This window comes from Candidatus Chryseopegocella kryptomonas (assembly GCF_001536065.1).
Taxonomy (GTDB): Bacteria; Bacteroidota; Ignavibacteria; order Kryptoniales; family Kryptoniaceae; genus Kryptonium; species Kryptonium kryptomonas.
On the sequence record NZ_CZVW01000001.1, the window covers coordinates 81,907 to 99,100 of the forward strand.

General features: G+C 35.9%; 20 protein-coding genes. 8 read left to right on the forward strand and 12 right to left on the reverse strand.

The genetic code is table 11. The features are described from left to right. Positions 1-3 precede the first annotated feature (3 nt). Positions 4-1,182, reverse strand: a complete 1,179-nt coding sequence (locus AWW83_RS00335; RefSeq protein WP_092346689.1) for a murein hydrolase activator EnvC family protein — start codon at positions 1,180-1,182, stop codon at positions 4-6. After that, positions 1,161-2,951 carry a menaquinone biosynthesis decarboxylase gene (locus tag AWW83_RS00340; protein ID WP_159421055.1) on the reverse strand — a complete coding sequence of 597 codons (1,791 nt, stop codon included), beginning with the start codon at positions 2,949-2,951 and terminating at the stop codon, positions 1,161-1,163. The genes AWW83_RS00335 and AWW83_RS00340 overlap by 22 nt, the downstream gene beginning before the upstream one ends. An 85-nt stretch (positions 2,952-3,036) precedes the next feature. On the opposite strand from AWW83_RS00340, the gene AWW83_RS00345 reads away from it, so the two are divergent. The 5 genes from AWW83_RS00345 to AWW83_RS00365 are packed head-to-tail and all read left to right on the forward strand — an operon-like array spanning position 3,037 to position 7,326. Further along, positions 3,037-3,621: an SDR family oxidoreductase gene (locus AWW83_RS00345; protein WP_092346695.1), complete on the forward strand. Its 585-nt coding sequence runs from the start codon at positions 3,037-3,039 to the stop codon at positions 3,619-3,621. Next, the gene (locus AWW83_RS00350; protein ID WP_143713847.1) at positions 3,599-4,126 is read left to right on the forward strand and encodes an SDR family oxidoreductase; all 528 of its coding nucleotides are present in this window, start codon (positions 3,599-3,601) and stop codon (positions 4,124-4,126) included. The genes AWW83_RS00345 and AWW83_RS00350 overlap by 23 nt, the downstream gene beginning before the upstream one ends. Next, the gene (locus AWW83_RS00355; RefSeq protein WP_234697211.1) at positions 4,123-5,136 is read left to right on the forward strand and encodes a DNA adenine methylase; all 1,014 of its coding nucleotides are present in this window, start codon (positions 4,123-4,125) and stop codon (positions 5,134-5,136) included. Before AWW83_RS00350 ends, AWW83_RS00355 begins: the two co-directional genes overlap by 4 nt. Positions 5,137-5,140: 4 nt before the next feature. After that, positions 5,141-5,938, forward strand: a complete 798-nt coding sequence (locus AWW83_RS00360; RefSeq protein WP_092346704.1) for a hypothetical protein — start codon at positions 5,141-5,143, stop codon at positions 5,936-5,938. Continuing rightward, entirely contained in the window at positions 5,926-7,326 is a 1,401-nt protein-coding gene (locus tag AWW83_RS00365; RefSeq protein WP_092346707.1) for a phosphoglucomutase/phosphomannomutase family protein, read from the forward strand. Before AWW83_RS00360 ends, AWW83_RS00365 begins: the two co-directional genes overlap by 13 nt. 30 nt (positions 7,327-7,356) lie before the next feature. Here AWW83_RS00365 and AWW83_RS10100 read toward each other — a convergent pair whose 3' ends face one another. The 3 genes from AWW83_RS10100 to AWW83_RS00375 are packed head-to-tail and all read right to left on the reverse strand — an operon-like array spanning position 7,357 to position 8,089. Beyond that, positions 7,357-7,488 (reverse strand): hypothetical protein, encoded by a 132-nt coding sequence (locus AWW83_RS10100; RefSeq protein WP_268761439.1) that lies wholly within the window; start codon positions 7,486-7,488, stop codon positions 7,357-7,359. 24 nt (positions 7,489-7,512) lie between these two features. After that, complete coding sequence (rpsU, locus tag AWW83_RS00370) at positions 7,513-7,707, reverse strand: 30S ribosomal protein S21 (protein WP_200753980.1); 195 nt, start codon at positions 7,705-7,707, stop codon at positions 7,513-7,515. A gap of 19 nt (positions 7,708-7,726) precedes the next feature. Beyond that, positions 7,727-8,089, reverse strand: a complete 363-nt coding sequence (locus AWW83_RS00375) for a hypothetical protein (RefSeq protein ID WP_092346713.1) — start codon at positions 8,087-8,089, stop codon at positions 7,727-7,729. A 265-nt stretch (positions 8,090-8,354) separates the two neighbouring features. On the opposite strand from AWW83_RS00375, the gene AWW83_RS00380 reads away from it, so the two are divergent. Beyond that, entirely contained in the window at positions 8,355-9,506 is a 1,152-nt protein-coding gene (locus tag AWW83_RS00380) for a citrate synthase (protein WP_092346716.1), read from the forward strand. A gap of 33 nt (positions 9,507-9,539) precedes the next feature. On the opposite strand, the gene dacB is transcribed toward AWW83_RS00380, so the two are convergent. From dacB to trpS, 5 genes are read right to left on the reverse strand one after another with little or no spacing between them, the layout of a single operon-like run. After that, a complete protein-coding gene (gene dacB, locus AWW83_RS00385) occupies positions 9,540-11,063 on the reverse strand; it encodes a D-alanyl-D-alanine carboxypeptidase/D-alanyl-D-alanine endopeptidase (RefSeq protein WP_092346719.1) in 1,524 nt (507 codons plus the stop codon). A gap of 34 nt (positions 11,064-11,097) precedes the next feature. After that, positions 11,098-11,862, reverse strand: a complete 765-nt coding sequence (locus tag AWW83_RS00390) for a pseudouridine synthase (protein ID WP_092346722.1) — start codon at positions 11,860-11,862, stop codon at positions 11,098-11,100. Beyond that, the gene (gene scpB / locus AWW83_RS00395; RefSeq protein ID WP_092346725.1) at positions 11,837-12,469 is read right to left on the reverse strand and encodes an SMC-Scp complex subunit ScpB; all 633 of its coding nucleotides are present in this window, start codon (positions 12,467-12,469) and stop codon (positions 11,837-11,839) included. Before scpB ends, AWW83_RS00390 begins: the two co-directional genes overlap by 26 nt. Positions 12,470-12,487: 18 nt before the next feature. Further along, complete coding sequence (locus AWW83_RS00400) at positions 12,488-13,243, reverse strand: segregation and condensation protein A (protein WP_092346728.1); 756 nt, start codon at positions 13,241-13,243, stop codon at positions 12,488-12,490. 20 nt (positions 13,244-13,263) lie between these two features. Continuing rightward, positions 13,264-14,241: a tryptophan--tRNA ligase gene (trpS, locus tag AWW83_RS00405; RefSeq protein ID WP_092346731.1), complete on the reverse strand. Its 978-nt coding sequence runs from the start codon at positions 14,239-14,241 to the stop codon at positions 13,264-13,266. A 143-nt stretch (positions 14,242-14,384) separates the two neighbouring features. Here trpS and AWW83_RS00410 point away from each other — a divergent pair, with 143 nt between their 5' ends. Together AWW83_RS00410 and AWW83_RS00415 are read left to right on the forward strand one after the other, a co-directional pair. After that, positions 14,385-14,945 (forward strand): hypothetical protein, encoded by a 561-nt coding sequence (locus AWW83_RS00410; RefSeq protein WP_092346734.1) that lies wholly within the window; start codon positions 14,385-14,387, stop codon positions 14,943-14,945. After that, the gene (locus tag AWW83_RS00415) at positions 14,935-15,228 is read left to right on the forward strand and encodes a hypothetical protein (RefSeq protein WP_092346737.1); all 294 of its coding nucleotides are present in this window, start codon (positions 14,935-14,937) and stop codon (positions 15,226-15,228) included. Before AWW83_RS00410 ends, AWW83_RS00415 begins: the two co-directional genes overlap by 11 nt. Here AWW83_RS00415 and AWW83_RS00420 read toward each other — a convergent pair. Together AWW83_RS00420 and AWW83_RS00425 are read right to left on the reverse strand one after the other, a co-directional pair. Then, positions 15,196-15,984: a glycerophosphodiester phosphodiesterase gene (locus tag AWW83_RS00420; RefSeq protein WP_092346740.1), complete on the reverse strand. Its 789-nt coding sequence runs from the start codon at positions 15,982-15,984 to the stop codon at positions 15,196-15,198. The genes AWW83_RS00415 and AWW83_RS00420 overlap by 33 nt on opposite strands. Continuing rightward, a complete protein-coding gene (locus AWW83_RS00425; RefSeq protein WP_092346743.1) occupies positions 15,981-17,156 on the reverse strand; it encodes a class I SAM-dependent rRNA methyltransferase in 1,176 nt (391 codons plus the stop codon). Before AWW83_RS00425 ends, AWW83_RS00420 begins: the two co-directional genes overlap by 4 nt. Positions 17,157-17,194: the final 38 nt, after the last annotated feature.

A 17,194-nucleotide genomic window follows, 5' to 3' on the forward strand; every position in this document is an offset into this window, starting at 1 on the left:
TTTTTATCTTTTTGAAAGCCAGAGTTCTGGGTTTTGTTGTTGTCTTTCTTGCCAGATTTCAAAATGAACAATTGAACCTTCAAGAGAATTTCCACTTTTTCCGATAACTTGACCTGCTTTAACATTTTCCCCTTCGCTTACGAAGATGTCGGATAAATTTGCGTAAACAGTTCTGAAACCGCCGTCGTGCGTTATAATAATCAAGTTTTCAAAACTTGGCAACCAGAAAATTTTTGAGACGACTCCATCTGCAACTGCTTTAACAGGGCTATCTTCTGGAACAGCGATGTCAACTCCAAAATTCAATGTAACAGTTTTCAAAACAGGATGGACTTGCTCACCGAAGCGATTTACAATTCTTCCATTTTCAACTGGCCAAGGTAATTTCCCACGCAACTTTGCAAAATTGCTTTCTACCTTTGGAATTTCAATTTTTTTCCGTCTCTCAATTTCTTCTTTTTTTCTTCTCTCTTCTTCAATTAATTTTGCAATCATTGCTTCAATCTCTTTTATCGCTTTCCTTCTTCGTTCAAGTTGCGCTTGAAGATTTTGTTTATCTTTTCTAATTTTTTCAAGTATCTCTTTTTTCTCTTTGATGCTTGCTGAAAGATTTGCCTCTTCTCTTTCTTTTTCAGCGATTAATTCTTTTTGGCTTGTGAGCGCAATTTCAAGTTCATTTTTTCTCTCTTTAAGTTCGTTTTGCATTGCGTAAATTGAATCAATGGTTCTTTTTCTGTATTCGGAAAATTTTTTCAAGTAAATCGTTCGGACGAGCATTTGGTTTAGTGATCTTGATGTTAAAATTAATTCAAGGTCATGCAATCTTCCACGCTTGTAGATTGACCTGACATAGTTTGCATAATGTTCTTTGAGTTTTCTTATCTCTTCTTCTGACTTTGCAATTTCAATTTGAAGTTTGTTTATGTTTTTTTCATTTTCATTTGCTTGCTTTTTCAATTCTTGAATTAACTTTCGCAGAAGATTATCTTTTTTTTCAAAATCGTCAATGATTTCAAGCGTAAGTTTTTCTTCTTTTAATGCTTGCTTTATTTTGTTTTCGTAAATTTCAATTTCCTTGCGAAGTTGGTTCAATTCCTCCTTTTTTTGCTTTATTTTATCCTGCGACTGTAAAGAAGCGATAAGCAAAATCAAAATTAAACTTACAAACCCAATTCTGCCCATTTCTCCGAAACTTTTTCTTTTATTTCATCATCCATTTTAATTATCTCAAGCCACGGCTTAAAATGTCCTTCTTCAGTGCTTTTTCTTGTGCAATCAACCGCAATTCTGTTTCCAAAGAAAGGCAAAACACGATAATTTAAATTTCTCTCATCAAAAAATATATCTCTTTCTGGATCAAATCTTGTGAATAATCCCCACAAAAGTTCAGTTTTATCGTGAATGTTAATTTCTTCATCAATGATGAAAAGGATTCTAACTTTTTTATCTCTGTCAATTTTCCAGATTTCGTTTGCAATTTCACGTGCTTTAAATGGTTTGTCTTTTTTAATCTTCAAAACCAAAATCCCATCAACAGGTCTTGTTTCGTCAATTATATCGCCTTTGCCTTTTAACTCTGGCAAGTCAATTTTTTCAATGTTAAATGGTTTCCGCTCTCTTTTCGGGGTTGCGTCAATGCCAAGTTTTGAACCGTGATCTGTTTCTGGACCTGCAACATCAAGTGTATCGGTATGAGCATCTCTTATGAAAATTAAATCCTGTGAGAAATCAACCCATTTTAAAACTTCAATCGCAACTGGTTTTAAATCATATGGGTCTATGCTTTTATCAACGGCGATCAAGATTTTCGTCAATGATAATTGTCCTAATCCCCACACTCCCATCATCGCTTTAACAGCTTGTCTCGGGAAATAACTTTCAACCGAAATTATTCCAAGATTGTGGATTCCCGCTTCAATGCTTAAATGCAATTTTTCAATTTCTGGGATTTGCATTTTTATGAAAGGGAAAAAAATTTCTGATATTGCTTTCCCAATCCACGCATCTTCCATTGGTGGTTTTCCGACGATAGTTGCGGGATAAATTGCATCTTTTCTGTGCGTTATCGCCGTGATGTGTAAAACTGGGAAAGGTTCAGCAAGTGAGTAATAACCGAAATGATCTCCGAAAGGTCCTTCAATTTTTCGCTCAAATGGCAGAGCATAACCTTCAATTACAAATTCAGCATCTGCTGGGACAAGCAGTGGGATAGTTTTGGCTTTGGCAAGGCGAATTTTTTCGCCGAGGAGATACGATGCGAACATAAGTTCGTCAAAATTTGGGGGTAGGGGAGCAACGGCTGAAAAAATTAACGCTGGATGTCCACCAAGTGCAATTGCAACAGGTAAAGGTTTGTTAAGTTTTTCAGCTTTCCAGTAATGATATGCGCCTGTTTTATGACTTTGCCAATGAAGCCCAGCGGTTTTCTCGTCGTGAATTTGAATTCTATACATCCCGACATTTCTTTTGTCGGTTTCGGGGTCGTGAGTAATGACAAGTGGAAGTGTTAAAAATTTTCCGCCGTCTTTGGGCCAGCATTTTAAAGCTGGAATTTCAAAAAGATTTGGATTTAAATTTACAACCTCATGAACTGGGGCTTTGCTTACAATTTGGGGTTTTAGAGATTTCAATAATTTGAATATGTATTTTCGTTTTTGAAAAATGTTTTTGGGAGTTGGTTTTTCGGTTAAAATTTCAACAAGCCATTTGAACGCTTCTTCTGGCTCTATGCCAAGTGCAAGCTTGGTTCTATCATAAGTCCCGAATAAATTCATAACCACTGGAAACTTGCTATTCTTGACATTTTTGAAAAGAAGCGCAGGACCACCGGATTTTACAACTCTATCTGCGATTTCAGTCATTTCAAGTTCAGTTGATACTTCTGTGTTAATTTCTTTAAGTTCATTTTTCTCTTTTAAAACTTTAAGAAATGTTCTGAGGTCCTTTGCCAATGTCCATATGGTTTTTGTTTTGTGTAAATTTTTGTTATAATTTAGCAAAATAAAATTGGGCTTACAAACAAAAATAAGTTTGAAAATGTCGGTCGCATTGATAACGGGTTTCCCGGGGTTTATCGGGACAAATTTGATTAAAAAGTTATTCATTTACAGACCAGACATTGAGAAATTTTATCTTCTTGTTCAGGAAAAATATCTTGACCTTGCTAAAAAGCGCCTTGCCGAAATTAAAATTGAATTTCCGCAACCTTCCGAAATGCTTGAAATTGTAAAAGGGGATATAACTGTTCGGGAACTTGGAATTGAAAATCCGGAGAAAATTAAAAATGAAATCACAGAATGTTTTCATCTTGCTGCGGTTTATGATCTTGCAGTAAGTTTTGAACTTGGATATCGTGTTAATGTTCAAGGGACTGAAAATGTTGTAAATTTTCTTTTACAATGCCCAAATTTGAAAATGTTTCATTATGTCAGCACTGCTTATGTTTCTGGTCTTGCGACGGGAGTTTTCACTGAGGATGATTTTGATCTTGGGCAGGGATTTAAAAATTATTATGAGGAGACGAAGTTTCTCGCTGAAAAAGTTGTTCGCCGAAATATGAAAGATCTTCCGACAGCAATTTATAGACCCGGGATAGTTGTTGGAGATTCAAAAAAACGGTAAAACGGCGAAGTTTGACGGACCTTATTATGTTATTTTGCTTATGATGAAAATTCCAAGTGGTTTTCCATTTCCAAAAGTTGGTTCAGGGGAAGCCGAAGTTAACATAGTTCCGGTTGATTTTATAGTTGATTCAATTTGTTATCTGAGTAGATTTCCAGATGAGATCAGGGGTGGAGTTTTTCATCTGACAGATCCGAGACCGCATAAAGTTTTTGAACTTGTTCAAATTTTTGCAGAGCGACTTGGGAAGAAGTTTAATTATTTCCATATCTCGCCCGAGAAATTAAAAAGGTTGATGTCTCCAAAGTTTGTTCAGAAAATTGTTGGAATGCCTGTGCAGTTAATAGATTACTTTGATCATCAGGTTCATTATGATTCTAAAAAAGCGGTTTCAATTTTAAGCCGTGGGTATATTGAATGTCCAGATGTCCTTGAGTATGTTGATGTTATGATTGACTTTTTGATAAAGAACCGGAAGAAGGTTGCAAGGCAGGGTCTTGCTTGAGTTTAAAATTTTTAGTTTGTAAATTTATAAAAACAAAGTTAATGGAAAAGTTGAGTTTACAGCTTGAACTTTTTTATTCAACGCATGTATTGAGACGGAGGGAAGAATGGAAGAAAATCTTTTTAAAGTCATTAAAAGGCAAAAGCAGGAATAGATATAAACGTTATCTTGGCTCGCCCTTACGGTATGCGGGCGGAAAATCATGGGCGGTTGGCTATGTAATAGAACACCTCCCGGAAAATATTGCACGACTTATCTCGCCATTCTTCGGCGGTGGCTCAATAGAAATAGCTACCGCTAAAGAACTTGGCATACCCGTGATTGGTTTTGATATTTTTGACATTCTCGTAAATTACTGGCAAGTTCAAGTTTCTAAACCAATTGAACTTTACAGAGAGTTAAAAAAACTCAAACCAGATAAAGAAACCTACGCTTTTGTTAAAGAAAAACTAAAACAACACTGGAAAAGGGAAATTGAATTAGACCCTCTCACGCTTGCAGCATATTATTATTTTAATCATAATCTTTCTTATGGACCTGGTTTTCTTGGATGGATGTCTTCGGTTTATGCAAATGAAAAAACCTATCAAAAGATGATTGAACGAGTAAGGAATTTTAATGTTAAAAATCTATCCGTTGAATGTGCTGATTTTAAGGATATTATACCGGAATTTAAAAACGATTTCCTTTATTGTGACCCGCCGTATTATCTTGGTGAAGATAGCACTTTATTCAGAGGGCTTTATCCTCAGCGTAATTTCCCAATTCATCATAATAACTTTAATCATGAGCTTTTGCGTGATATGTTGCACAATCATAAAGGCGGTTTTATATTGTCTTACAATGATAGCCCAACGATAAGAGAATGGTATAAGGATTTTGAGATTATTGAACTTCCTGTTCATTATACGATGGGTCAGGGAGAAACGAGGATAGGAATAAATAGAAAAGAGAAAAACGCTAATCATATAAAGAAAACGATTGAACTTCTTATTATAAAAAGGGTTTAAGTTTATGGCAAAGAAAAAAGCAATGAGTTCTGAAAAGGCAAGTTATGTAAAAAGAAAAGGGCATGAGGATGCAAGAGAATTCGCTGAGGCACTCGGAATTGGTAAAGAATTTAGAAGCGATCCAAAAGCTAAAAAGGATGTTATAGATTTACAAGGTTATTCATACTCAGTAAAAAGTGGAGAAAAAAAATGGCAAATGTTTCTCTATGGTGAATCACGATTTAAAGAAGATTTTACATTTCAAGCTATGGATGGATTAGGCGAAATTTTCTTAGGATGTATAAATTCTTTTCCTGAGGACAGGGATGAATATCTGAAAAATAAAATGATTTATAAGCAAGAACTACAAAAATGGATGCGTAAATTATGTGAAAAATTAAAGGATAAAAAAATTTTAAGAGCATTTTTAGATAAGGCAATTTTTAATAGTGGTGAGGTTGATTTTCTGGTGATTAAAGATGAAGATCTTTTCCATGTATTTTGGGGTAAAGATGTTGTAAAAATACTGTCTGATAACATTCAAGTTGAAAATTCAAAAGCAAGAAGAAAGGGCGAGTTTGATGCACAGAAAGTAGTTTTCAAGTATAAGGAGAAAACCATAGGTGAAATTGAAATGCGAAATGATAGCGATATCCATTACAGAGAAGTCAAATTTTGGATGGCGAAGAGACTAACTTTTTCCTTGCTAAAAGAAAAAATCAAATTAAATAGAGATTTGAACGATAGAGTAATTCTTTATGGTTCGGCTATAAAAAAATTAAAAAATTTCAAAACAAAATTCAAAAGAACATGGCGAGAATAAAATTTGGGACTGATGGTTGGAGAGGAATAATAGCTCAGGACTTTACATTTGAAAATTTAACAAAGGTTGCAATTGCAACCGCAAAACATTATAAAAAGCATAAAAAGATAAAAAATGGTCTTGTCATAGGTTATGATACAAGGTTTTTGTCAAAGGAATTTGCAGAGCATGTTGCAACTGTTATCGCAAACTTTGGGATAAAAGTTTTGCTTTCCGATGGATATTGTCCAACGCCTGCGGTTTCGCTTGCAATTCCAAAATTTAACTGCGCTGGTGGAGTTGTGATCACCGCAAGCCATAACCCGTACAAGTATAATGGATACAAGTTGAAAGCAGATTTCGGTGGTCCAGAAGAAGTTGAGAACATAGAAATTGTGGAAAAGTGGGCGAATAAAACTTCAAAATCTGAATTTGAAAAAGTTAAAAAGTCATTTGAGCAATTGAAAGAGAAGGGTTTGATTGAGCTGGTTGATTTGAAAAAAATTTACATTGATGATCTTAAATCAAAAATTGATGTTGAGTCAATTAAAAATTCTGGCTTGAAGATAGTTCACGATGCAATGTATGGAGCGGGTCAGAAAATTTTAACTGAAATAATTCCATCTGCTTTTGTGATACACAATGAGTTCAATCCTTCTTTCGGTGGTGTAAATCCAGAACCAATTGCGAAAAATCTTGGCGAACTTATGAAACTCGTTCCTGAGAAAGGTTTTGATGTTGGTCTTGCAACGGATGGTGATGCAGATAGAATTGGCGCAGTTGATGAAAAAGGAAATTTTGTTGATCCGCAAAGAGTGTTTGCCATTCTTTTAAAATACTTCTATGAAGACAAAGGACTGCGTGGTGATGTTGTTAAGACGGTGTCAGTTGGGTTGATGGTTGATAAACTTGCGAAGAAATATGGTTTGAAAGTTTATGAATTGCCCGTTGGCTTTAAGCATGTTGCCACGCTTATGATTACTAAAGATGTAATGATTGGAGGTGAAGAAAGCGGTGGCATAGGTGTTAAAACACATATCCCAGAAAGAGATGGTCTGTTTCTTGGATTAACAATTTGTGAGATGATGGTTAAAAGAGGGAAGAAACTTTCTGAAATTGTTGATGAAATTTTTGAGGAAATCGGACCTCATTATTACAAGAGAGTTGATTTACATACAACAGAAGCGCATAAACAAAAAGTTCTTGGAAATCTTAAAAAAGGTTTAAAAGAGATCGCAGGTTATAAAGTTAACAATGTTCTAACAATAGATGGATATAAATTCTTTTTTGACAACGGCTGGCTTCTTGTTAGGGCATCTGGGACTGAGCCGTTGTTAAGATTTTATTGTGAAGCGGATGATCCGGACAAGGTTGATAAGGTTCTTGATTGGATTGTGAATTTGAAATAGAACTAAAAACCCCGACCTTGAGGTCGGGGTTTAATTTTGTTGTTGTGTTTCTTCACCCTGCTTCATTTGCGCAAGCATCTCTCTTAACTTTCTCATCTTTTCCTTTCTCTTTTTCTCCTTCTTCCGATGCTTTTTCAGCACCTGTTTTTTCTTCTTATTCACTTCAAAGAAGAATTTTGTTTTTGATTACATCTGTTCCATAAGCATTCGCTGGGCTCTGCGAATTGCTTTTGCTCTTTTCATCTTTCTCTTGACGGAAGGCGGTGTGTAGAAAGTTCTACGCTTGAATTCACGCAGGATTCCTGCCTGCTCATATTTCTTCTTGAATCTTTTTAATGCTTTGTCCAAGGATTCGCCTTCCTGAACAATTATCCCTACCAATTTTATCACCTCGCTTTTTTTATTGTTTGAAATTTTCAACTAATTTTTTTTGACCGAGTTTTTCAAACTCAACAACAATTATATTATAACCACTTGAAGAAACCTCCTTCTTTTTGACTTTGCCATAATCCTGCCACTCTGCGTGGTAGATTATCTCCCCGATTTCGTAAGTTTCCTCAGCCGAATAAACTCTGCAATTTTCTTTTGAATTTTCATTCTTCTGAACATTTAGATCATCAATTGAAAGTAAAACCACATGCTTGCACTTTTGACACATATACCAAAATTTGTTTTCATCCGCTTCAAAGTTTCCTCTGAACTTAAACTTCTGCTTGCTTCCGCAGTAATCGCAAAAATGCTCTATTTGTTTTGAAATTTTCATTTTGAAAAGTTGTGTAATTTGTAACTACTTAAAATATAAAAAAAATCTGCGAATATATCAAGGTTTAAAACGCCCTGCCAAAGCATCAAGCGAATTTATTTGAATTTGACGAATTTTATTCATAATTTAAATAGCGAATGAAAAAGCTTCAACAAAAGCGATTTGAGAGTTAGGTATGAGAGAGGCGGTTGAGACATATTTAAATTCGTTGGGGGGTAGATCAAAAGCACATAAAATCAAACCAAATTAAAAGGAGGTAATAGCCATGTCACAAGCACAAACAACCCAACCAACCTATGTGAAGGGTCTGGAAAATGTAATCGCAAACCAGACCAAACTTTGCTTCATTGATGGTAAAAGAAGCAAACTTTTATATCTTGGTTATGACATTGCGGATTTAGCTGAGCATTCAAATTTTGAGGAAGTTGCTTTTTTGCTTTGGAATTATCGTTTGCCGAAGAAAAATGAATATGATGAATTCGTTAAGGCGATTCGCTCTGAATATGAAATTCCAGATCAACTTGTGACGGTTATGAAACTTATGCCTAAAGATTCAGACCCGATGGATGTTTTGAGAACTTCTGTATCATTCCTTGGTTTATTTGATCCAGAGAGAAACGACAATTCTCTTGAAGCAAACAAGAGGAAAGCACTTCGTTTGACAGCCAAGTTCCCGACGATCGTGGCTGCGTGGGAGCAGATTAGAAATGGCAAAGAACCTGTTAAGCCGAATAAAGAATTTAACATCGCAACAAACTTTCTTTATATGCTCAAGGGTGAGAAGCCAGATGAACTTTATGCAAAAATTATGGATGTAGCTCTTATCCTGCACGCAGAACACGAGATGAACGCATCAACATTTTCAGCAAGGGTTACGATTTCAACATTGACAGATATGTATTCTGCGGTTACATCAGCAATAGGAACATTGAAGGGACCGTTGCATGGTGGCGCAAATAGAGAAGTAATGAAGTATTTGCTTGAAATAGGAGATCTTTCAAAGGTTGATGATTTCGTTAAGAAGGCGATTGAGGAAAAAAGAAAACTTGAAGGATTTGGGCACAGGGTGTATAAGTCAATGGACCCGAGAGCTTTGATATTGAAGAGGTATTCAAAGATGCTTGGTGAAAAACTTGGCGATACGAAATGGTATGATATGTCAGCAAGAATTGAGGAACTTTGGGTTAAAGAATTTGGTGAAAAAGGTGTATGGCCAAATGTTGATTTCTATTCAGCTTCGGTTTATTACTATATGGGCATTCCACTTGACCTTTACACTCCAATTTTCGCCATCAGCCGTATAACTGGTTGGACAGCTCATATACTTGAACAACTTGCGGACAATAGAATTTACAGACCAAGAGCTGAATATGTTGGACCGATGGATCAAACTTACATTCCGATTGATCAGCGTTAATTGAAGGATGGGCGGGATTTAATCCCGCCCTTTTTATTTTCTGCGTGAAAAGTTTGCTAATCTATTGCAAACTATATCCTGCGTTATATTTGCAACAGAAGTTGGAACGAGGTAATTATTTGTCATCATCACAAAAGCAAGCATTTCATCATCTTTTGTTTTCACATACCCTGATAAAGACCTTGCATATTGAACATAACCTGTTTTAGCCCGAACATTTCCTTGTGCTTTTGTTTTTCTCATTCTTGTTTCAAGTGTCCCATCAACGCCTGCAATTGGCAATGATTCGTAAAAGTAAGAAAAATACTCATGCCTGTACATATAGTTCAGGAGTGTTAAAATCTGAAAAGGCGTCACAAGATTTAACCTTGACAAACCAGAGCCATCGTAAATTGAAATCGCATCAGGCGGTATACCAATTTGTGAAAGTGTGTTCTTTATGACTTCAACGGATTTTTGAGTTGAACCTTCGCCTCCGAAAATTTTTCCAAGAGTTCGGAAGACCTGTTCAGCGTAAAAATTTTGACTTCTCTTATTTATGACTTTTATTATCTCGCTTAATGGTGGAGATTCGTAAGAAGCAAGGACTTTCATCGTCTCATAATCTGGATTCAATTGCGAATCATCAATATCAACTGCATTTCCATTCACTTTTATGCCTTTTGATTCAAGGACTTCTTTTAAAACTGTTACAGTGTAAAGCGTTGGATTGTGAACGCTTATTGATTCTTTATAAGTTTTTGAACGCAAACTTATTTTTCCGAAAACATTTATCACGTTTGTCCCTGGTGCTCTGAAAAAGTCAATCTGCGTGACGCTATCTGGATGAACTGTCGTCACAAAGTTATTTATCTTTACATATTTTGTTTCGGGAGTAATTTTAACAAGTGCGGGTTCACCAATTTTTTTACCTGGAATAATTTCAAGATCAACGCAGTTGTCGTTAAATGAAAGAGCGCTTATGTGTGCTGAATACCAGTATGTCTCATCATCCCACGACCAACCAGTTCCCATATATTGGTCGTCAAAATAGTTATCATCTCCAATGATATCGCCGTTAATTTCTTTTATCCCAAGTTTTATTAAGCTATCTGCCCAATCTTTAAATGTTTTTATTACATCTCCGTTTGTAAATCTTCCCGATATCGTCGGATCACCCGTGCCTCTTACAAATAAGTTTCCGTATAAAATTCCATCTTTGATTTCTCCATCTGTGTAAAGATTTGTCCTGTATTTAAAATCAGGTCCGAGTTTTAAAAGAGCAACGGCGGTTGTGAATAATTTCATATTTGATGCTGGGATAAAGCTTTTATGCTCGTTCAATCTATAAAAATATTCACCTGTTTCAAGTGATTGAATTACAACGCCCCAGTAAGCATTTGAGAAGCTCGGATTGTTGAAAATGTCATCAAGTTCTGATCTTAACTGGTTTAATTCCGTATCTTCGTAATAAACGAATTCTTTTTGTGGTTCTGGTTTTGCTTCAATTACTTTTTGAGCTGTTGCACAGGAGTAGAATTGAAAAAGCAACGGCAAAAGCATTAAATATCGCCCCATAGTTGTTTCAAAATTTATTTTTCAAGCCAAAAAGTTATTCAAGCCCTACAAGGCGTTTCAACTTTTTTATTTCTTTTTCAGTGAGAAATCTCCATTCACCTCGTTTCATTCCGCTTACTGTTATACCACCGAAACTTACCCGATGGAGCTTGCGAACCTTGTAGCCAAGTCGTTCAAACATCCTTCTTATTTGTCTGTATCTCCCTTCACGAATTGTAATGCCAAGTTCTTTATTTTCGCTGTTTGGAAGAATATAAACATCACAAGCTTCCGTTTTCCTTCCGTCAAGCATTATTCCTCGTTTTAATTTCTCAATATCTTCTGGTTTGATCGGTTTATCAATTGCAACTTTATACGCTTTTTCAACTTTGTATTTCGGATGCATTAAGCGATATGCTAACTCGCCATCATTTGTCAAAAGCAAAACACCTGTCGTATTTCTATCAAGTCGTCCAACTGGAAAAATTCTCTGCTTTACTTTTACAAAGTCAAGCACTGTTCTTCGTCCTTTTTCATCTTTTACGGTTGTGATGCAATCTTTGGGCTTGTTCAGGACGATATAAACGAGTTTTTCTTCTGGCTTTACAGGTTTACCGTCAACCTCAACTTTATCTTTATTCGGATTGATTTTAACACCAAGCTGTGTTATAACTTCGCCATTTACGCTGACTCTACCTTCTTTAATCAATTCATCTGCTTTTCTTCTTGAAGCAACCCCACACATTGCAAGATATTTGTTAAGTCGTATAAGTTCCTCGCCTTTTTTCTCGTGTTTATTCTGCGTTTTCTTCGCCACCATCTTCAATCACCTCTTTTTGAATGTTAAGTTTAATTTCATCTTCACTTTCTTTCGTGATTTCCTCAATCTCAGAAGGTTTCGGTAAATCAGATAAACTTTTTAAGCCGAAATACTTTAAAAATTCTTTCGTTGTCCCGTAAAGAAGCGGTCTTCCGATTGTCTCAGCTCTTCCAACTATTGTTATCAATTTTTTCTCAAGTAATGTTTTAACAATGTAATCAACATTTACACCTCGTATCGCTTCAATTTCAGATTTGCTTATCGGTTGCTTGTATGCAATTATTGCGAGAGTTTCAAGAGCTGGTTGTGAGAGTTTTTTCTTGCTTCTTTCCTTGAAAAGTTTTCCAACCCATTTTGCAAACTCTGGAAGTGTTGCAAATTGATAACCTTCCGCAATTTCAATTATTCTAAATGCCGAACCACGCTCTTCATATTCTTGGTTTAATTCGTCTATGATTGACTTTATCTTTTCTTCGTTGATCGGTTCTCCATTTTTTGATTGAAATGGATTCCTTGGCTCGTTTATTATCTCCTTTATCTGTTTTAAACTTAACGGCACATCGGATGCGAAAATCACTGCTTCAACAATTGATTTTAAATTTTCCATTTGAGTGAGAAATTTGTTTTAAATTGCGCTTGCTAATCTTTGCTCATCTTCAAACGCTTTCTCAATGTAAATTTCCCCGAAGTTTTCAGATTGCTCTATCTTTACTTTTTTCAAACGGGCAAGCTCAAGCAATGCAAGAAACGCAACTATAATTCTCAATTTTTCTCCATAATCTTTGAAAATTTCAGTGAATGAAAATCTCGGCTTTATTTTCAGCTTTTCAAGTATGTTTTCCATTTCATCTTCAATTTTATAATTTGGCGTTTCAATTTCGTGGAATTCTCTATCCCGTGCGTTTTCAAACGATTTTTTGAAAGCATTTATCAGGTCAAAAAGCGTGACATCTTTCAAAAACTCATACATCTCGTATTCATCATAATAATCTCTTGCGTCGTGTTTGAAATTTTGTCTGTAAAAAATTTTGCTTGCTTCGTCTTCCATCTTGCTGAGTTCAGAGGCTATCTCTTTGAACTTTTTATATTCAATCAATCTTCTCACAAGTTCAGCACGTGGATCTTCTTCCTCTTCTTCACTTTCTGTTTCTGGTTTTGGAAGAAGCATCTTTGCTTTTATTTGCATCAGAGTTGAAGCCATGACTATAAATTCGCTTGCAATCTCAAGATCAAGCATCTGCATAAGATGAATGTATTCAAGGAAATCCTTCGTTATCTTTGCAATCGGTATATCGTAAATGTTAAGTTCGTCACGCTTTACGAAAAAGAGCAGAAGGTCAAGAGGTCCTTCAAAATACGGTAATTTGACTTTGTATTTCATTTTTAAATTTTGTTGATTTTTTATCCAAGTTTCATTGCCTGATGAACATCGTCCATCGTTTTTCGGGCAACTTCGCGCGCTCTTTCCTCGCCCGAAAGAAGTATCTTTTTTACTTCGTCTTTGTGTGCTTCAAGATAATTTCTTTTCTCATGAATTGGCTTTAAAAATTCAATTATTTTTTCAGCGCATCTTGATTTGCATTCAACGCATCCAAGCTGACCAGATTCACAACCCTTTCTTATCTCTGGGACTTCATCTGGATTGAACTTTTTGTGGTATGTAAAGACAAGACAGATGTCAGGTCTTCCAGGATCACCTTTGTAAATTTTTTGTGGATCTGTGAATGCTTTTTTCATTTTTTTCTTTATTTCATCCGGTGGATCGGAAATTAAAATTGTATTTCCAAGTGATTTGCTCATTCTTTTTCCGTCAAGCCCAGGAAGACGAGCAAACTCCGTAAGCAATGGCTCAGGCTCGGGGAAAACAGGTGCATAAACTTGATTGAATCTTTTTGCAATATCTCGGGTTATCTCAACATGTGGAAGTTGGTCTTCTCCCACGGGAACAAGCTCGCCCTTGTAAAGCAAAATGTCCGCAGCTTGAAGAACAGGATAACCTAAATGTCCGTAAGTTATATTATCAAGTTGAAGATCACGAATTTGTTCTTTTAAAGTTGGATTTCTTTCAAGTCGGGAGACAGTTATGAGCATTGAAAAAATTAAATGAAGCTCTGTATGTTCTTTAACTTGTGATTGTCGGAAGACAGGACTTATCTCGGGGTCAACTCCCGAAGCAAGCCAATCAATCAGCATTTCTATTGAATTCTCATAAATATCGGATGTGTCAACGTTTGTCGTCAAAGCGTGATAATCTGCAATGAGAAAAAAGCAGTTGTGTTCTTTTTGAAGTTTAACCCAATTTTCAAGAACTCCGACAAGATGTCCAAGATGCAGTTTCCCAGTTGGTCGCATTCCACTTAAAACGACTTTCCTTTCCATTTACCAGGTGATTTTGTTTTGAAATTTTTTAAAATTTAGAAAAAGAAAACAAAAAAGAAAAACAACTCTTCGCTTGTTGCTTCTGGTTTAACAATTTTTTAAATTAACTCAAATTTTCAACATAACAAATGTGAGGAAGCAAAATGCGCCAAATTAGCTTAGCATTTATCGCTCTTTTACTTTTCCAGTTTCTCCACGCTCAAGAAATTAGACTCAGGTTTCAACCTCAAAAAGGACAAACATTTACATATTTTCTTTTGACTGAGGGAACGGTAACCCAATCAATAATGGGAATGCAACAAGTTGTAAATTCAAAAACGGAGGCAAGATATTCTTATTTCGTCCAGGATGTTGCTCCTGATGGAAATGTTGAACTTATCATTTCGGTTGATACAGTAAAGACAAGAGTTGGGGCTTCAATTACAGGGTTTGACACAGTGTTTGTTTTACCGTTTGGATTCAAGTTTAAGCAAGTTCTTGATAAGTATGGTAGAGCTGTTTCTTTTGAGGTTGTTGAAATGAGGGAACTTCAACTTCCTGGCGGAATGAGTAGAAGAATTGATAAAAGAAATTACAGCCACTCTGTCGTATTTCCGGAGAAAAGCATTAAAGCGGGAGATTCATGGGACTTTGCTTATACAGATACAGCATCTGGAGATGAGGATAAAACGATTGTAAAAGCAAGCGGGAAATATGTTTTTTAATGGCATTGAAGAGAAAAACGGCATTAAGTGTGCAAAATTAAATCTTGATGCAAATCTTTCTATCTCAGGTCAAGGAACGATCCAAGGTATGAATTATGGACTTGAAGGGGAGGGAAAAAGTGTTGGTGACCTGTGGGTTGATTTAAAAACTGGGCTTGTCGTCCATTCCGAAACTGAAACGGAGATGGAAATGGCTATGGGGATAACGGGACAGGTTGAGATGACATTGCCAATGAATCAAAAATTTAAATCAATCGTCAGTTTGCTTGCCCCCGTAAAATGATTTTAAAATTCTTCTGGCAAGTTTTATATCATTGGTTATTATCCCATCAACGCCAATAGAAAGCATTTTTTCAATGTCCTGAGGTTTGTTAACGGTATAGACGAAAATTTTAAGCCCAGCGTCGTGAATTTTTTTAACGAGTTTTTGATTTGTGAATTTGAAATTGTGAATCAAGGCAACTGCGCCGAGATTTTCAAGTGTTTTAACCGGGTTGAAATAAATCGGATAATGATACAAAAATCCTGTCGGAATTTTATCTGTTAATTTTCTCACTTTTCTTAAAACTCTTGGGTCAAATGAGCTTATCAAGACATTTTCTGCGAAGTCATGCTCATAAATTTTTGCGAGAACTTTTTCTGTTATCCTTTCTCTTCCTGCGGAACTCTTTATTTCAACATTAATTGGAATTTTCCCGTTTGCAAGTGTTAAAACTTCTTCAAGCGTTGGAATTTTCTCTCCTTTGTATTTTGGATCAAACCAACTTCCTGCATCAAGTTCACGCAGGGACCAGAGATAAAAATTTTTAACCTTTCCAGTTCCGTTCGTTGTTCTATCAACTTTTGTATCGTGAATTACAACGGGCGTTTCATCTTTTGTAAGACGCACATCAAGTTCAATCATATCCGCTTTCAAGCGTATTGCGTATCTAAAAGCAGAAAGCGTATTTTCCGGAGCCACCGCTGAAAAGCCACGATGAGCAATTATAAGCGGTAAATCTGACTTGAAAAATTTTTGAAATATCTCAAAGGATTTCATCTCAAAACCTCAAGATAAATTGTTTTCAGATACAATGTTTCTGGCATCTGCAAAATCCACGGGTGATCTTCTGGTTGAAATGTCACATCAATTACTCTCAATCTTTTTCCAAGATCATTGCTTGCAAATCTTATCGCCTCTTGAAGTATATCCAGCGAAATATGATACGCACACGATGAGACGACAAGTTTTCCACCGGGTTCAAGCATTTTAAGTGAGTTAAGGATTAACTTATGAAACGCCCACTTAACACCTTCGGCTCCTTTTTTTGTTTTTGTCATCGCTGGTGGGTCAATTATGATCAAATCAAATTTTTCACCAGAATTAGCCATTTGCTCAACTGTTTCAAAAGCATCTGCTGTTAAAAATGTCACTTTATCGTTTACCTGGTTTAACTTCGCATTTTCTCTTGCGAGGTCTGTTGCGCTTCTATCTGAATCAACGCCAATAACTTTTGCTCCCGCACTTGCACAATATATGCTAAAAGCGCCAGAATAACAGAAAAGATCAAGAACTCTATCCCCCTTGTGAATTAACTCTTTAACTTTTTTGCGATTGTCCCGCTGGTCAAGATAAAAGCCCGTCTTTTGCCCATAATGTAAATCAACGATAAACTTTAAACCATTTTCCTCAATTTGAACATATCTTGGAACATGTCCGTAAAGTTCTCCTGATGAAATTTCAAGCCCTTCTTCCTTTCGTGATTCCATATCGTTTCTTTCGTAAATTCCGGAGATTTTAACTGTGTCTGTTAGAATTTTTACAATCTCGTGCTTAAAATTTTCAATTCCTGCTATTCTTGTTTGAATTGCAAGATAATTTGCGAATTTGTCAACGATTAGCCCGGGGATTTCGTCTGCTTCTGCGTGAATGAGGCGAATTGCGTCGGATTTAATTTTAAGTTTTTTTCTTCTCTCAATTGCATTTTTAATTCTGGTTTTGAAGAAATCTGCGTTTATCTTTTCATTTTCTCTTGTCAAAATTCTTGCGACAATGTGCGATTTCGGGTTGAAAAACGCCTTGCCGAGAAATTCACCAGTTGAACTTTTCACATCAACGATTTGGATGGGTTCTTTTCTCACCTTTTCAAAGTTTTCAACTTCGTCTTTGAAAATCCAGAGGTAGAAGTTTTTTATTTTCTTTTCTTTCCCTTTTTTGAGGACGATTTCCATAAACTTGATTTTTCAAGGTTAGTTTGATATATTTGTAT

Excerpts from the sequence above, each read along its gene's own strand:
- AWW83_RS00415 (WP_092346737.1), top strand. The coding sequence starts at position 14,935 with ATGTTTTTTAATGGCATTGAAGAGAAAAACGGCATTAAGTGTGCAAAA.
- AWW83_RS00345 (WP_092346695.1), top strand. The coding sequence starts at position 3,037 with ATGTCGGTCGCATTGATAACGGGTTTCCCGGGGTTTATCGGGACAAAT.
- trpS (WP_092346731.1), bottom strand. The coding sequence starts at position 14,241 with ATGGAAAGGAAAGTCGTTTTAAGTGGAATGCGACCAACTGGGAAACTG.
- AWW83_RS00410 (WP_092346734.1), top strand. The coding sequence starts at position 14,385 with ATGCGCCAAATTAGCTTAGCATTTATCGCTCTTTTACTTTTCCAGTTT.
- AWW83_RS00335 (WP_092346689.1), bottom strand. The coding sequence starts at position 1,182 with ATGGGCAGAATTGGGTTTGTAAGTTTAATTTTGATTTTGCTTATCGCT.
- AWW83_RS00380 (WP_092346716.1), top strand. The coding sequence starts at position 8,355 with ATGTCACAAGCACAAACAACCCAACCAACCTATGTGAAGGGTCTGGAA.
- dacB (WP_092346719.1), bottom strand. The coding sequence starts at position 11,063 with ATGGGGCGATATTTAATGCTTTTGCCGTTGCTTTTTCAATTCTACTCC.
- AWW83_RS00375 (WP_092346713.1), bottom strand. The coding sequence starts at position 8,089 with ATGAAAATTTCAAAACAAATAGAGCATTTTTGCGATTACTGCGGAAGC.
- AWW83_RS00365 (WP_092346707.1), top strand. The coding sequence starts at position 5,926 with ATGGCGAGAATAAAATTTGGGACTGATGGTTGGAGAGGAATAATAGCT.
- AWW83_RS00360 (WP_092346704.1), top strand. The coding sequence starts at position 5,141 with ATGGCAAAGAAAAAAGCAATGAGTTCTGAAAAGGCAAGTTATGTAAAA.
- scpB (WP_092346725.1), bottom strand. The coding sequence starts at position 12,469 with ATGGAAAATTTAAAATCAATTGTTGAAGCAGTGATTTTCGCATCCGAT.
- AWW83_RS00400 (WP_092346728.1), bottom strand. The coding sequence starts at position 13,243 with ATGAAATACAAAGTCAAATTACCGTATTTTGAAGGACCTCTTGACCTT.
- AWW83_RS00390 (WP_092346722.1), bottom strand. The coding sequence starts at position 11,862 with ATGGTGGCGAAGAAAACGCAGAATAAACACGAGAAAAAAGGCGAGGAA.
- AWW83_RS00420 (WP_092346740.1), bottom strand. The coding sequence starts at position 15,984 with ATGAAATCCTTTGAGATATTTCAAAAATTTTTCAAGTCAGATTTACCG.
- AWW83_RS00425 (WP_092346743.1), bottom strand. The coding sequence starts at position 17,156 with ATGGAAATCGTCCTCAAAAAAGGGAAAGAAAAGAAAATAAAAAACTTC.